This is a genomic window from Thioalkalivibrio thiocyanodenitrificans ARhD 1 (assembly GCF_000378965.1).
Taxonomy (GTDB): Bacteria; Pseudomonadota; Gammaproteobacteria; order Ectothiorhodospirales; family Ectothiorhodospiraceae; genus Thioalkalivibrio_A; species Thioalkalivibrio_A thiocyanodenitrificans.
On sequence record NZ_KB900537.1, the window covers coordinates 18,770 to 32,278 of the forward strand.

Consider the following 13,509-nt stretch of genomic DNA (forward strand, 5'->3'; position numbering starts at 1 on the left):
AACCCTATGAGATGCCGGGGCTTTCACCTGCCCAGCCAGGCCGCCACGGCGATACGCAAGGAAGCTCCCTATACAGCAGACCACCCCTGATACGACCCGGGCGCTTGGCGCAAGGGGCTCTTGCACGCCAACAGCCATCACCCGGGGCCGCGGGCCCGGCACAAGCAAACGCCAGACCTCGCCTCGTTTCTCCCTATACCTCTTGAGGTCAACACCCAAGGAGAATTGAATGAATGCCGTAATCGAAGAAGAAAAGAGCGCAGTGGAGTCGGAGGTTCCCCTTCAGGAGGCCTCTGCCGACACGTGGCGCCGCAAGTATCGCCTCACGGATCGGGCCAACAACCCCGTCGATGAGTGCGTGCAAGACACCTTCAAGCGTGTCGCGCGTGTACTCGCTGACGTGGAAGCCCCTGAGGTCCGTGAGCACTGGTACGAGCGGTTTGTCTATGCCATGAAAAAAGGGGCTTTCCCGGCCGGCCGTGTTCTGGCCAATGCCGGCGCCCAGGCGTATAAGCCCGCGACCAGCACCATCAACTGCACGGTGTCCGGCACGGTGTTCGACTCGATGTCGAGCATTCTGGACCGGGTCCACGAGGCAGGGATGACGCTCAAGGCCGGTTGTGGCATCGGCTATGAGTTCTCGACGCTTCGCCCCAAGGGCGCCTTCGTCGGGGGCGCAGGTGCCACCACATCGGGTCCGATGTCCTTCATGGATATTTACGACTCCATGTGTAAGACCGTGAGCAGCGCCGGAGGCCGTCGGGGTGCCCAGATGGGTACGTTCGACGTTCAGCACCCGGATGTGCTGGATTTCATCCGGGCCAAGCGGGAGAACGGTCGGCTGCGCCAGTTCAATCTGTCGCTGCTGATCAACGACGCCTTCGTTGAGGCGGTCAAGAGTGACTCGGACTGGCCCCTGGTCTTTCCGCTCACCCAGGCCGAGATCGACCATGAAGGTATCGATCTCAACGACGAGAGTCGGGTGTTGTGGCGTGACTGGACCGTCACTGACGGGTATGTCGTGCACGATGAGACCGGTTTTGTTGCCTGTCGCATCTACCGCACGATCAAGGCGCGCCATCTGTGGGACATGGTCATGAACTCGACATACGACTACGCAGACCCCGGCTTTATCCTGGTCGACAGGGTAAACGAGCAGAACAACAACTGGTTCTGTGAGGATATTCGGGCCACCAACCCCTGTGGTGAGCAGCCGCTGCCGCCGTATGGCGCGTGCTTGCTCGGATCCATCAATCTGGTGAAGTTCGTGAAGAATCCTTTCACGGGCAATGCGTTTTTCGATTTCACCGAGTTTCGTGAAGTCGTGCGCATCTTCACCCGGATGCTGGACAACGTGGTCGAGATCAACGGACTGCCGCTTGAAAAGCAGCGGGCCGAGATCATGAGAAAGCGCCGCCACGGGATGGGCTTCCTGGGCCTCGGCTCTGCGATGGCCATGCTGGGCATCAAGTACGGGTCCGATGATTCCGTCATCCTGACGGATGAGGTCTCCAAGACGATGGCCCTCGAGGGCTATCGGGCAGGCCTTGAGCTTGCAAAGGAGAAGGGCCCGGCGCCGATCATGGAAGAGGAGTTCGAGATCACGCCGAAGATGATGCGTCAGCGCCCGGAACTGGCAAAAGCCGGCTTCGAGGTCGGCGATATGGTCAAGGGTAAGGTGCTGTGGGCCCGGTTCTCTCGGTACATGCAGAAGCTCACCACGCAGGACCAGCAGCTGATTCGGGATCTCTCGGAGTGCGGATGCCGCTTTACCCATCACACTTCGATCGCTCCGACCGGCACCATGGCCCTGTCTGTGGGCAACAATGTCAGCAATGGCATTGAGCCGAGCTTCGCTCACAGCTACTGGCGCAACATCATCCGTCCTGGCAAAAAGTCCAAGGAGAACGTGCCTGTCTTCTCGTATGAGCTGCTGGCATATCGCCACATGGTCAATCCCGAGGCGGATGTGAGCCCGGATGCTGAAAGCGGCAACGTGCTGCCGGAGTCGTTCGTTACCGCGGACTCTATTGCCCCGCTGGATCACGTCAAGGTTCAGGCCGCAGCACAGAAATGGGTGGATTCTTCGATTTCGAAGACCGCGAACGTCCCCACGGATTTCCCGTACGAGGACTTCAAGGACATCTACCTGTTTGCCTATGAGCAGGGGCTCAAGGGTTGCACCACGTTCAGGTTCAATCCGGAAGCTCACCAGGGCGTACTCGTTCGTGAAGATGACCTGGCCAACACGACCTATGTGTTCAAGCTCGCCAACGGCGAGATGGTCGAGGCCAAGGGGAACGAGATGATCGAGTACGACGGAGAAACCCACACGGCCGCCAATCTCTACGATGCCCTGAAGGAAGGGTATTACGGCCGCCACTAACGGAGATCAACATGCGAGAGATTGCTGAGAAGATCGTGGGTTTCGAAGTCAAGAAGCCCGAAGAGCCCAAGCCCGAAGCCAAGGAGGAGATGAACGAGCGCCTGGCGCGCCCGGAGTGCCTGAAAGGCGCCACGTACAAGGTCAAGACGCCGCTCACCGAGCACGCGTTGTATGTGACCATCAACGACGTGGTCCTCAATGAAGGCACGGACCACGAGGAGCGCTACCCCTTCGAGATCTTCGTGAACTCGAAGAACATGGAGCACTTCCAGTGGATCGTCGCGCTGACAAGGATCGCTTCGGCGGTCTTTCGAAAGGGCGGGGATTGCACCTTCCTGGTCGAGGAGCTCAAGGCGGTGTTCGACCCCAAGGGCGGGTACTTCCAGAAAGGCGGGCGTTACATGCCGTCACTTGTGGCCGAACTGGGCCACATCCTGGAGACGCACTTGCAGTCGATCGGCTTGCTGGAAGCGCAAGGGCTCGATGAGCATCAGAAGAAGTTCATCGAATCCAAGCTTGCTGCCGCCGGCAAGTCCGCAGAGCCCGTGAAAGGCGAGGGTGAGTCTGATCCAGCGTTGAAGAACGCCAGGCTCTGCCCGAAGTGCAACACCAAGGCTGTCATCCGCATGGATGGGTGCGATACCTGCACCGCGTGCGGCGACTCAAAGTGTGGCTAAGAACTAGCACTTTTCAACCCCTCCACCTTGTGTGGAGGGGTTTTTCGTCTCTGATCCCCTATACCAATAGAGCAAGGCGGTTAAACTTTCATCAAACGGAGGGTAATGCTATGGAGGTTTTGGATCGCGACACGTTTCACGATTATGTCGTCGCGCACGGGTTCGGTGCGCCAAGCGAGGAAGGCTATGATCTCGGGAAGCGTCTCTGCGCCCAGGGTGATGATTACGCTACCTCGGCTGCGGAGGTGGTTTTTCGAGGCCTGACCGTCTCAGGTGATCAGGAGGATCTCTGCGGGGTCAACCAGTAGCACTTTCGCGCGCTGAGCCCCGGCAAGAGCAGTGGTGTTTTACTGCAAGGTTTCAATTGAATTGGAGGTTTCTGTATGAGTTGGGAAGGAAAAGCCCGAAGCAACTATGTGCGGATTCGAGATATGGACGGACTCAATGCCTATCTCGGTAACTTCTGCGATTTCGACATCCACAGCGACGGCAAGGGGCGTCATTGCCTTGTCCCGCTGACCGAACAAGGGGACTGGCCTGTCGGGATGTGTTTCGATAACGAGGGGGTCGAGGAGGATTTCGCCTTCGAACGGATCGTCGAGTTCCTGGATCCTGATCAGATCTTTATCATCATGGAGGCTGGTCATGACAAGGCCCGGATCATCACGGGTTTTGCGAAAGCGATGCACACCACGAGCAAGGACTCCGTGCAGGTCTCTCTGAGCGACATCTACGATCTCGCGTCAGAGCACTTCAAGGCCAAGGACATTTCCCCCGCCGAGTATTGACGGAGACTGGTGGAGATCACCAGAAAGACACCTCTCTATCTCATTTTACTGGCCCGCAAGTCTTTCTGATTGCGGGCTTTTCTCTGCCTGGGCCTGCGATCCGGCGCATAGAATTTCCCATTTCGCCCGCACCAACCCAAGGCGCTCCGCATTGCGCGCACCGCCTTTGCCTCAGTCTGCGCGGCACTCCCTATACATAGACAAGGCCGTTCGACAGCCTGTCGTGCTCACCGCGGATGCGGATGGTGAATGTCGAAACCCAGAGAGGATACCGACCTTTTTCCCTGGTCGCCCTACTGGATAACGAGCACATTCCTTGAGATGCGGGTGACCGCCAGGAAGAAGGAGAGTGAGATGAATATTGATTCAAAGAGCATGAAGAAAGCCGCCAAGAAGCTTCGTGAGGCGCTTCCGCAAGCCGGCTTGCGACATCAGCAAACCCTGGACCTGCTCTCGCGGTGTTTCGGACTCCCCAACTGGGATACGGCCTGCAAGGTGCTGGATCGGGACGCTGCCCCTGAAGGAGATCGGAAGGCCTGTTCTGATGACCCAGGGCCTGTCCTGGTCCGTCAGCCGGACGGTGATTATCGGCTCGAGGCGCGCCCCAGCGAAAGCGTCTGGATTACCGTGCCCTCTGGTCGCAAGGATGGCGCCGGCGGCCTGTCGATCTACGTTAACCTGGACGAAGAGCAGATCGACATCGACGTCTATGCGGAACACTGCGAGATGGCAGACTCCATAGGACGGGAGCGCGTTTTCTTCGAGGATGCGCTCGCGACGCAGCAAAGGGAAGGCGTCTTGCCCGACCTGCCAGATTCGCCCGGCACCCTCTGGATGCTGCGCCTGGTTGATGATCCTGATGGGGGCGGTTTGTTCTGGAACAACGAGAAGGGCTGGGGCTCGCCTGGCGATGCTACAGTCTTTACCTCAGAGGAGAGGCAGACTTTCTCATTGCCGCCCTCCACGCCTCAGAGGACCCTTGAGGATTCGAAGTGGGAAAGGGTGGCTGAGCATAGCCAATGGGTGATTGTCTCGAGATGTCTTCTTGAAGACGATGGCGACGGTTACTGGAGCAACGAAAATGGCTGGGGATGCCGTGGCGATGCGACAGTGTTCTCGCTCGAGGAGAAGCTGGCATTTTCCCTGCCTAACTCGACCCCTCGAATCATCTGCGAAGATGCCGCATGGGAGAAGGCATGACATGAGTGATTGATTTCAAAGCCCCTCTTAAAGAGGGGCTTTTTTGCTGCGCGCGGACTCCAAGAGGAGATCAGCCCGGCGCTCTATCCTTCGACCTCCGCGGTGCAGGAGCAATCCTCGGGCCTCTCTTCCCCGGCCGCCAGCTCGTAGCTCTTGACCCCCTCGAACAGCTCCGAATTCCCCGCCTTCCACGCTTCATAGACGCCGTATACGGCGTCCGTGTCCCAAGGGGTCCCGGCGTCGGGGCTCTTCTTGAGCAACGCGGCCTGGCGCGCCTCCCATGCGAGCAGCAGGGTTCGTATGATGGCCGCATCGTAGATCTTGTATTGCTCTGTTACAGCGTTCCAGAGCCGCACCGTGGTGCGCTCCAAGCCGCCTTGCGCGAAAGGATCGAAGATGATCGGCACCCCCAGGTTCTTGTGAAAGAAAACAGGGTTGGGGTCTTCCAGATTGCAGGTGAGAATCATTATCAGGCACCAGTCGATTGAATTGTGCCGATATCTAGCGAAAAACCACCAGGCTTTTGCCGGCGATTCCCTACATCAAGGGTGAAGGGCAAAAAACTGGAGGTAAATCATGTCGAAATCCGTCTATGTCGGGAGTATTTCGGAAGGTACGCTGCTCCCGTCTGACCTCATCGAAGTGTTCAGCGATGAGCTCAGGCGCCTCGATGAGCAGCGCTTGAACGAAGTCCTGGAGGAGTTCTCTCTCACCGAGACCGAGCAGGCCTCGATCCTGGACCCCGACCAGCAGTCGGAGATCCTGTCGAAAATCGAGGATGCGCTCCAGGAGCAGTGCCCGGAGTTCATCCGCTTCGGCGCCCACGCCGATGACGGGGCCTGTTTCGGGTTCTGGCCTGATATCGAAGGGCTCATGGAGGAGGTTCAGACCGGAGGGATGCCTTCCGTGGGAGATCCCTCCGAGCTCGAGGCGCTCCCCATGGAGAGCACGTCCGCCGTGTTCGTCAATGATCACGGCAACGTCAGTTTCTACACCAAGCAAGGCCAGGACTGGGATCTGACCTGGGACTGCGTGTAACCCAGCCTTCCAACCACACCTCACAGGCATTCCTGTGAGGTGTTCTTGTAGAGGTGTTCTTGTATGCGCCAGCCCTCTCATCGACACCGCCTCCCCGCCCAGGCGAGGCCGGGGCGCACGAAAAACCCCTGCCAACCGGTCGGTTAGCAGGGGTCGCTTGAAGTGACCCGCCCAGGCGCCGCGGCCTTATCCGCAGGACTCCTGCCGGGGGTCAGGTTCGTCCGGGCACGGGAATCGTGTCCCTTTGATATTGTACTTCTGCCATTTCCCGGATGGGTCTCGGGCGGAATACCAGGCGTACCAGACATCCTCCCGGGAAGCGATTCGGGGAATTGCCTCGATGAACTTGGCGAGATCGTGAATCGGCCGGAGCATGTGGCGAGTACCGTTCGCCTCCTTGACCGGCTCGATAAAACCTACGCTGTAGAGCCCGGTTGCCTGATTGATGGTCGTCAGCGGGGTGGCTGGATATCGATGCGACATCCGGTACGTCCCGCAAAGATGACAGCGCTCGATCCGAGCCTTGCCTCGTTGCACCCACACCATCTTCTCGTTACCGCACTCCTCGCAGACCTTGTCGCCGCCGTCCCAGGTCGATTTGTCCGAGCGCTGGCTCTCCGCCTCGACCAGGCGTTCGATTTCACGTGCGCTCACTGCCTTCTCCTTTCTGATTGTGCCTGCCAGATGTAGCGAATTCCCTATACACATCTACAGAGGCACAACAAAGGAGCAAAAAGATGACTGATTCTCAGAAACCTCGGCCAACCCAGACGGTCGAGGCCGCGCTCGCCGGGGCGCTTGAGCAGGCGCTCGAGCAGATCGAACAGATGCGTGGCATGTTTGATGACGGCGACGGCCAGATCGAGGAAGCGCTCCATGAAGGGCGCAAGGCCCTCGACCTTTACGCCGCCCGCAACCCCTGAAGGAGAAGGATATGCCCTACTACAGGACAACCATCACCCGTGACCTGAGCGAAAGCGCCCAGGTCTACGTGGAAGCACCATCGGCGGACAAGGCCGCGGAGATCGCCATCTCTCGCGACATGGAATGCCGCATGACCGACCTCAACCGCTTCTCGCTCGACGAGAACGGCAACGTCGGCGAGACCTATCTCCCGGATCCAGATGACATCGAAAAGGTCTCCGAGGAGGAGTATCGCAAGAACGCCGAAGCCTTCGGAGAGTGGGATTTCATCGTGATCGGGCGTATCCCGTTCGATGACGAGGATACCTGCCACATCATCCGCTGCAACAACGACGATGACGCGGTCAAGGAATTCGTGAGACGGATCTACGAAGAGCGCAAGATGAAGGAGCCGGAAGATGATTCCGATCGGGCCTTTGTCAATCACATTCTCAGGGCCCCGCCGAACAGCGCCAAGCTTCTCTACGAAGTCGCGTAGCCTGAGGCCAAGGGCAAGCGCAACCTCATGGGAAAGGAGGTGTAAATGAATTTCACCAGAACACCGCGCATGACGGAGATCGAAGAGCGGATGGCGCCGCTTGAGGATGAGCTGGATGACTTGAGAGTCAGGCGCCCGACATGCCCTGGGCCGGAACGCGAGGCGTTCACCAGCGAAATTCGCAGGTTGCGCTCCGCTCTTGGGAAGCTCGGTAAGGAGTATTGGGATATCAGCATGAAGGTCAACCAGGAGTGGCACACTCAGAAGCCCCTCTGGCAAAAGAAGTTTCAATAAACAAGTGACGCTCAAAGCAGGCCATAACTGACTATCATCCGACATTCAACCCCGATGCCATACCGGTTTCGGGGTTTTCTTGTTCGCCCCGCCCCAGCGAGAACCCCTCGGGCTTTGCCGCGGCCAGGATATCAGCGCCTCTCGCTATACCTCTTGAGGTCAACAATCAGGAGATCGAAATGAGCGTTACTTTCTTCTCACCACAAGCCCCGAAAGTGCTCCAGGATGAGTTCGAATGCTTCAGATCCGTCAACGGATCCTGCGAGTCGAGCTGTCCGCATTGCCGGGGTGAAGGCAAGGTTCGCTTCTACGGGCACGAGGGGGAGTTCAACCTCTCCAACGCAAACGCGCGCGCCGTGCTTGCCGCGATCCACGAGGACCCTGAGGAGTTGGTGGGCGGCTGGGTTCCTGAGCAGCTCAGCGACGTCAGGGGGCGTATCTTGCGTATGCTCAACAGCGAGCGCAAACGCAATGCGCATACGCGAGCGCCTGTCGTGCTCGAAGCGCCCGGCAAGCCCAGGATGTACGGCGCCGGGCTCAACGAGGGCATGCTGAAGTGCCGCCTCGAGGCGCTCCTGAGCCTGATCTGCAAGGCCCAGGAGAACAGAGGGGAGGTCGTTTGGTCCTAACCCATTCCCACCCCGCAGTCTTTTTGCGGGGTGTTTTTCAGCCTGCGATCCGCGCCCAAAAGAAAAACCCCGACCGTGATGGTCGGGGTCAAGAATCACATCAGCTCAAGGATCCTGCCCTGGCTTGATTCCAAGCACCTCAGCAAACCCCAAACAAGCTTCAGAGAATGCCTTTGAGTGCTCTCGCTCCTGCCTGCTCAGCTGCTCCTGAAGCGCATCGATCTTTCGAGCCATGGTCGCCCATTTTCGTCCGGTGAGGGTTTCCTGCACCCTGGCGCCGATCGGGTCCGTGTACTCCTCGTAGTACCCCGTACCCTCGACAAACCACTCGGCGATCATCTCCTCGAAATCCTCGAACTTGTCCTGCGGCACCCAGTCGGGCACCAGATCGTCCGGGGAATCCCATCGGGCGAGAAAATCAACAGACACCTTGCGCCTGGAGATTATCACGTCACCGTAGAGGATCTCCTTGCGAGGTGCTGTTCGAATACGCACCGCTGGGCCCTCTCCGGAGAACGCCTTATCCATTCGCCCCCAGACGCCGGGCGCATAGCTCTCCCAGTCACCAGGCAGTGACAGCCAAAGCCCCCATTTGAGATCGACATTGATATCCTCGATCTCTCCCGGGTTATCCGGGGCGACGGCGAATACACGAAGCACTGGATTTCGCTCACGCGATCCGCAGACCGACACTCGAAACCCTTTCTTCCTGGTAATGCGCGTGGCTCTCGCCAGCGCCTCGCTCAACGACAGATCCTTTCCGAAATAGCGCTTTACCTCGCCTTCAGCTTCAAAAGTCTCGGCGTCCTTGTGTCCGTAGATCTCGGCCAGGACATCGCGATTACCGCGCTGATAAACCAATTCAAACCCGAAGATACTCTCTTCGAGCCTCACAACCAGTGCCGGTTCTTTTCGTTTCATCACTTTGATCTCCTCATGGTCGGAAAAGTCCAACCCTTGCCGGAGATCCACATCCGGGGTGCCCTTAATCTCGACAGCCTCGCTGTTTCGATGATTCCCGTCGGCCCGTGCAGTCGCATGTGCCTGTCTGAGTACCCGACGGATCCGACCAAAGGTCGGACAGGGAAAGTTAACGAATGATCGTATCTCTGCTCATCTCACCTCCATCAACAATCAGTTTGCCTTGGTAGTATAGGTAGCATCCGCCTCCCTGGCGACATATCGGCAAGCGGGATTTCCTCACGGACCGCCCAAACAAAAAATCACGACGGACTTGAAAATCGGTCAGTTCTTGCGCTATACTCTGTAGCACCAAGCAAACACTTGAGCCCTTGAACAATGACACAGACGAACCCACAGCCTCAGCTGCTCGCCCTCGCACCCGGGAACTCCCCGGCGGCGGCTTTTGCTGTGTCTTTCTCTGTGACCGCCATTATTGCTGGCGGGTGGCTTATCGCCACCTAAGGGCCTCCCTACAGGGGCCCACTCACCGGGCTCCGCGAAACTTCCGCTTCCACGATTCAAAGAGCCCGCCCCGAGAGCTTTGTTCTCTCGGACGCTCTTTTTCAATGTGCACGCATGACGCGGGTGTAGCTCAGTTGGTAGAGCTTCTGCCTTCCAAGCAGACTGTCGCGAGTTCGAATCTCGTCGCCCGCTCCAATTCGTTATGCGCCAGAGAGCACCCCCATGAGATGGGGTGGTCTTTGGTGTGAATGTATCCGCGCAGGTGGTGGAATCGGTAGACACGCCAGCTTGAGGGGTTGGTGGCCCAAGGGTCATGAGGGTTCAAGTCCCTCCCTGCGCACCAGAAACTTGTGTCGGTGGTGTAACGGTAGCATGGCGGTCTCCAAAACCGCTGATGGGGGTTCGAATCCCTCCCGGCGCGCCAATTTGAAGTATGGACTGGTAGCTCAGTTGGTAGAGCGATCGACCGATAATCGATAGGTCGCAGGTTCGAGCCCTGCTCAGTCCACCATTTTTTCGCTACACACGTCCGCGGCCCAGGCCGTGGCAAGTATCAAAGGGGCCGTAGCTCAACTGGGAGAGCGCCTGCTTTGCAAGCAGGAGGTCGTCGGTTCGATCCCGACCGGCTCCACCAACTCACCGGGTCAAGGCGATATCTCCTTGACCCGACCAGCGCATCGGGGAATAAATCAGATGGGTGGAAATGCGATCTCAGAGAGTCGGCGCCTTTGCGCCGGGGATTATCGAAAGCTTCGCCGCGAGGTACTGGGCGAGCTGTTCAATGTCTTGCCTGGGGTTCGTGTCGAGGCTGTTCCGGCATATCGATTGAAGATGGATTTTGGAGATCTCGATCTGCTGGTGGAGTCTGATCACCTGCCGACGGGGTGGCAGGAGAGGGTTGCACGGGCGCTCGATTCAAAGGAGGTGGTTGCCAATGAGCCCCGCCGGCGCTCAAAGTACGAGCCGACCTACTCATTTGAGCACAGAGGGTTTCAGGTCGACCTGATCCTCAGCCAGGCCCGGTACTTCGATTTCGCCATGGGGTATCTCTCCTGGAATGACCTGGGGAATCTTCTCGGCAACATCGTCAGGCCTCACGGCCTGAAGCTCGGGCAACGCGGCCTTCTTTATCCTCTGCTCTCCGGGAGCCGCCTGATCGCTGAGCTTGAGGTGACGCGCGATTTCCATACCGCCCTGGAGCTGCTGGATCTGGATCCGGCGCGCTGGGACGACGGGTTTCGTACGCTTCCGGATATCTTTTCCTTTGTCGCGGGTTCCGCGTTCTTTGATCCCGCGGCATTCGCCCTGGCGAATCGCAACCACGAAGGCCGAAAACGCGACTGCCTGCGCCCGACCTACAGGGGCTTTCTGGGGTGGATCGGCGAGCGCGAGGCGCGCAAGGGAGCAAAGGCTAACGTGAGCCTTGTAGAGACCGCGAAGGCGCACATCCCGGGGTTTGCGCTCAACATCGAGAAAACGCTCGCTGCCGACGCCAAGGCCACAAGGCTGAAGCAGCGATTCAATGGACACCTCGTCTCGGAGTGGACCGGCCTGGAAGGCCGGGAACTCGGCAAGTTCATGCGAGACTTCAAGGATCTGTGCCTGAAGACAGGCAGCGACCCTGCTCGCATGGCTGACCGCCTTTCGCAAGAGGAGTTCAAAGGCGCAGTGCTCTTGTTTATGAAAGCGAGGGCGCATATCGCCGCCCAAGCTAACCCGGTGGAAGCGCCTGCGTGAAAAGCAGGAGGGTCTGGTTCAACACCAGAGGGCGGCACCATTTAGCCGATCTCCGATGCATGCAGGAATATCTGCCGCTGCATTGACTATACAGGAGGTTGGTACGCTTCAGGGGCCATAGCTCAGTAGGGAGAGCGCTTGCATGGCATGCAAGAGGTCGTCGGTTCAATCCCGACTGGCTCCACCATTTTTTCGATCATCGGGCTCGCGCACCAAGTGCGGGTTTTCGCGGGGATGGGCGGCAAAGTCGTCGATACTGCCCGGCTTGTCCGCGGCTCCTGGAAGATCTGGCCCGAGAGCAATTCGAGTTCAGGAGAGGTGCCCGAGAGGCCTAAGGGCGCCGGTTGGAAACCGGATGGTCGTCTTAAAGGCGGCACAAGGGTTCGAATCCCTTCCTCTCCGCCACATTGCATCAGGGCTCAGGCCATCGGGGGCTCCCAGATCATGCTGCGCGCGGATAGGCAGAAGACCGTGCCTGGGGCGCTCAACCCAGTACCCGCCGCCGGCTGAATACACCCCAATCCCTGATCTGATAGCGTCCGGCCGTTGGGCTGGATGATTCTCGGGACCACTCGATGCGCACCCAGTAGTCATCATGCATGGCATTGAACGTGCGTCTCAGCGTTGCCCTGCTCACGCCCAACTGCCCGGCCAGCGCCTCAGCGGATGCCCAGGGATCTGCATGGATCAGGCGCAGCGTCGCCAGGACAAGCGACCCCGTCGTACCCTTGGTTCTGTAGGCGCGCACCACACCCCCTCCAATCGGTTGCGCCCAAGGATAGCGCAGAGGGCGGCTCAACACATGAGCCAGTCACGAAGATGGGGCTGAAAAGGCGGCTCGATGAGTACGCCCATGCGCTCATCTTCGGGTCAGCAGCAAGGATTAGCGCGTCGGCCACCCGGCTCGCACATTCAGGGCCCACTCTGTGGGCCCTTTTCTATGCACATCCTCAAGATCGTGCTCGAGACGCCGGCGCCTCCTCATTCCCCGGGCAGCCGATCAGGAGCACCCCTCGCGGGCACGAAGCCCCCTCAGGTGCTATTCTGCCCTCAGGGGTGGAGCCGCCCGCCGCTCGGTCCCTATACCTCTTGAGGGCAACACATAATGCGGGAGGAATAGATGCCTGATTACACGATCCTGATGAAGCGCGAGCCTGCCGTTGAGGGTGGGAGTGAGTGCGCGAATTTCTACTGGGAAGCGCCAAACGGCCGCATCTTCCGGGTGCGTGAGTTTGAGGACAGCGCTCAAGCGTACTTCCTTGAGGAGATGTGCCCATCAGGGCGTCGCTTCTCGACTGACGCGTCGGGAAATCACTATGATTTTCGAGACGACCCTGTGATCGAGCGCCTGCTGGGCGATCCGAATTCGTTCAGGGCCCGGCTGAATGCGGCTGGCATCTCGGAGGATGAGGTGATCTACGTCGGCGCCGGCCTGGGAATGGGCACCATCTACTACGCCACGCTCGATGCCTGCAAGGCTGCTATCGAGGCCGCCCTGGAGAGTAATACGTGGTATAGCGGGTACTCGAAAGAACTGGCAGAACAGCAATCCGCAGAGTACCAGCGAAGCGGCCGTGCCGCCGCCGAGCGCCAGGCCTGGGAGGATAGCAAGAGAGCGCTGCGCGAGCAGGCCATGCAGGAGCCCGGGTTTTTCAAGGGCTGCCACAACATGTTCGGGCCATTGAGCAAGGAGATCAAAGCCGAGATCCTGTCGTACATCAATGAGCCGAGCTGCGAGCAATGGAACCGGATCTACAGCCTCATGGTCAGCTCGACCACGACACTTTGGCAGGCGTGGGTCAAGTTCGACCCGAGCGCGCCGACCTCGCTTCCTGCGGGGACTGACGGAGAGCACAGGTGGCCCCGGATACCGGAGCCTGAAACCCTGATCGAGGCCATCAAAAAAGCTGCAAGCCAGACTGATTGAATACAA

16 protein-coding genes and 8 tRNA genes are annotated in these 13,509 nt (G+C 58.9%); 20 read left to right on the plus strand and 4 right to left on the minus strand.

The genetic code is table 11. The features are described 5' to 3' along the window. The first annotated feature begins 229 nt into the window (after positions 1 to 229). From THITHI_RS0116235 to THITHI_RS0116255, 5 genes are all read left to right on the plus strand, one after another. Complete coding sequence (locus tag THITHI_RS0116235; protein ID WP_026186436.1) at positions 230 to 2,386, plus strand: adenosylcobalamin-dependent ribonucleoside-diphosphate reductase; 2,157 nt, start codon at positions 230 to 232, stop codon at positions 2,384 to 2,386. An 11-nt stretch (positions 2,387 to 2,397) separates the two neighbouring features. Further along, the gene (locus tag THITHI_RS0116240; protein WP_033337298.1) at positions 2,398 to 3,063 is read left to right on the plus strand and encodes a TSCPD domain-containing protein; all 666 of its coding nucleotides are present in this window, start codon (positions 2,398 to 2,400) and stop codon (positions 3,061 to 3,063) included. Between the two features lie 110 nt (positions 3,064 to 3,173). Next, the gene (locus tag THITHI_RS19315) at positions 3,174 to 3,371 is read left to right on the plus strand and encodes a hypothetical protein (RefSeq protein WP_018234155.1); all 198 of its coding nucleotides are present in this window, start codon (positions 3,174 to 3,176) and stop codon (positions 3,369 to 3,371) included. A gap of 75 nt (positions 3,372 to 3,446) precedes the next feature. Next, on the plus strand, positions 3,447 to 3,851 hold the full coding sequence (locus THITHI_RS0116250) for a hypothetical protein (protein WP_156820668.1): 405 nt from the start codon (positions 3,447 to 3,449) through the stop codon (positions 3,849 to 3,851). Positions 3,852 to 4,100: 249 nt separating this feature from the next. After that, complete coding sequence (locus THITHI_RS0116255) at positions 4,101 to 5,051, plus strand: hypothetical protein (protein WP_018234157.1); 951 nt, start codon at positions 4,101 to 4,103, stop codon at positions 5,049 to 5,051. 83 nt (positions 5,052 to 5,134) lie between these two features. Here THITHI_RS0116255 and THITHI_RS0116260 read toward each other — a convergent pair whose 3' ends face one another. Next, positions 5,135 to 5,518 carry a hypothetical protein gene (locus tag THITHI_RS0116260; protein ID WP_018234158.1) on the minus strand — a complete coding sequence of 128 codons (384 nt, stop codon included), beginning with the start codon at positions 5,516 to 5,518 and terminating at the stop codon, positions 5,135 to 5,137. 109 nt (positions 5,519 to 5,627) lie between these two features. On the opposite strand from THITHI_RS0116260, the gene THITHI_RS0116265 reads away from it, so the two are divergent. Next, complete coding sequence (locus THITHI_RS0116265) at positions 5,628 to 6,089, plus strand: hypothetical protein (protein WP_018234159.1); 462 nt, start codon at positions 5,628 to 5,630, stop codon at positions 6,087 to 6,089. Positions 6,090 to 6,275: 186 nt separating this feature from the next. Here THITHI_RS0116265 and THITHI_RS0116270 read toward each other — a convergent pair whose 3' ends face one another. Then, a complete protein-coding gene (locus THITHI_RS0116270; RefSeq protein WP_018234160.1) occupies positions 6,276 to 6,743 on the minus strand; it encodes a hypothetical protein in 468 nt (155 codons plus the stop codon). Between the two features lie 83 nt (positions 6,744 to 6,826). On the opposite strand from THITHI_RS0116270, the gene THITHI_RS0116275 reads away from it, so the two are divergent. The 4 genes from THITHI_RS0116275 (at position 6,827) to THITHI_RS0116290 (ending at position 8,414) form a co-directional block, all read left to right on the plus strand. Beyond that, positions 6,827 to 7,012 carry a hypothetical protein gene (locus THITHI_RS0116275; protein ID WP_018234161.1) on the plus strand — a complete coding sequence of 62 codons (186 nt, stop codon included), beginning with the start codon at positions 6,827 to 6,829 and terminating at the stop codon, positions 7,010 to 7,012. A gap of 11 nt (positions 7,013 to 7,023) precedes the next feature. Continuing rightward, positions 7,024 to 7,491 carry a hypothetical protein gene (locus THITHI_RS0116280; protein WP_018234162.1) on the plus strand — a complete coding sequence of 156 codons (468 nt, stop codon included), beginning with the start codon at positions 7,024 to 7,026 and terminating at the stop codon, positions 7,489 to 7,491. A 45-nt stretch (positions 7,492 to 7,536) separates the two neighbouring features. Further along, positions 7,537 to 7,785, plus strand: a complete 249-nt coding sequence (locus THITHI_RS0116285; protein WP_156820669.1) for a hypothetical protein — start codon at positions 7,537 to 7,539, stop codon at positions 7,783 to 7,785. A 179-nt stretch (positions 7,786 to 7,964) separates the two neighbouring features. Further along, entirely contained in the window at positions 7,965 to 8,414 is a 450-nt protein-coding gene (locus THITHI_RS0116290; RefSeq protein WP_018234164.1) for a hypothetical protein, read from the plus strand. A gap of 105 nt (positions 8,415 to 8,519) precedes the next feature. Here THITHI_RS0116290 and THITHI_RS0116295 read toward each other — a convergent pair whose 3' ends face one another. After that, entirely contained in the window at positions 8,520 to 9,335 is an 816-nt protein-coding gene (locus THITHI_RS0116295; protein WP_156820670.1) for a hypothetical protein, read from the minus strand. Between the two features lie 623 nt (positions 9,336 to 9,958). Here THITHI_RS0116295 and THITHI_RS0116300 point away from each other — a divergent pair. The 9 genes from THITHI_RS0116300 to THITHI_RS0116345 all read left to right on the plus strand — a co-directional run bounded on the left by THITHI_RS0116300 (position 9,959) and on the right by THITHI_RS0116345 (position 11,981). Further along, positions 9,959 to 10,034 (plus strand) — tRNA-Gly (locus THITHI_RS0116300). 61 nt (positions 10,035 to 10,095) lie between these two features. Beyond that, positions 10,096 to 10,182 (plus strand) — tRNA-Leu (locus tag THITHI_RS0116305). Positions 10,183 to 10,189: 7 nt separating this feature from the next. Beyond that, positions 10,190 to 10,263 (plus strand) — tRNA-Trp (locus THITHI_RS0116310). An 11-nt stretch (positions 10,264 to 10,274) separates the two neighbouring features. Then, a tRNA-Ile gene (locus THITHI_RS0116315) sits at positions 10,275 to 10,350 on the plus strand. Positions 10,351 to 10,397: 47 nt separating this feature from the next. Continuing rightward, positions 10,398 to 10,473: transfer RNA gene (locus THITHI_RS0116320), tRNA-Ala, on the plus strand. 26 nt (positions 10,474 to 10,499) lie between these two features. After that, positions 10,500 to 11,576, plus strand: a complete 1,077-nt coding sequence (locus tag THITHI_RS20370; protein WP_156820671.1) for a hypothetical protein — start codon at positions 10,500 to 10,502, stop codon at positions 11,574 to 11,576. After that, positions 11,541 to 11,616 (plus strand) — tRNA-Phe (locus tag THITHI_RS0116335). Before THITHI_RS20370 ends, THITHI_RS0116335 begins: the two co-directional genes overlap by 36 nt. Before the next feature lie 71 nt (positions 11,617 to 11,687). Next, positions 11,688 to 11,763, plus strand: a tRNA-Ala gene (locus THITHI_RS0116340). 125 nt (positions 11,764 to 11,888) lie between these two features. After that, positions 11,889 to 11,981: transfer RNA gene (locus THITHI_RS0116345), tRNA-Ser, on the plus strand. A gap of 79 nt (positions 11,982 to 12,060) precedes the next feature. On the opposite strand, the gene THITHI_RS0116350 is transcribed toward THITHI_RS0116345, so the two are convergent. Next, positions 12,061 to 12,324 carry a helix-turn-helix domain-containing protein gene (locus THITHI_RS0116350; protein ID WP_198005655.1) on the minus strand — a complete coding sequence of 88 codons (264 nt, stop codon included), beginning with the start codon at positions 12,322 to 12,324 and terminating at the stop codon, positions 12,061 to 12,063. A 372-nt stretch (positions 12,325 to 12,696) separates the two neighbouring features. On the opposite strand from THITHI_RS0116350, the gene THITHI_RS0116355 reads away from it, so the two are divergent. Beyond that, entirely contained in the window at positions 12,697 to 13,503 is an 807-nt protein-coding gene (locus THITHI_RS0116355) for a hypothetical protein (RefSeq protein WP_018234167.1), read from the plus strand. Positions 13,504 to 13,509 lie beyond the last annotated feature (6 nt).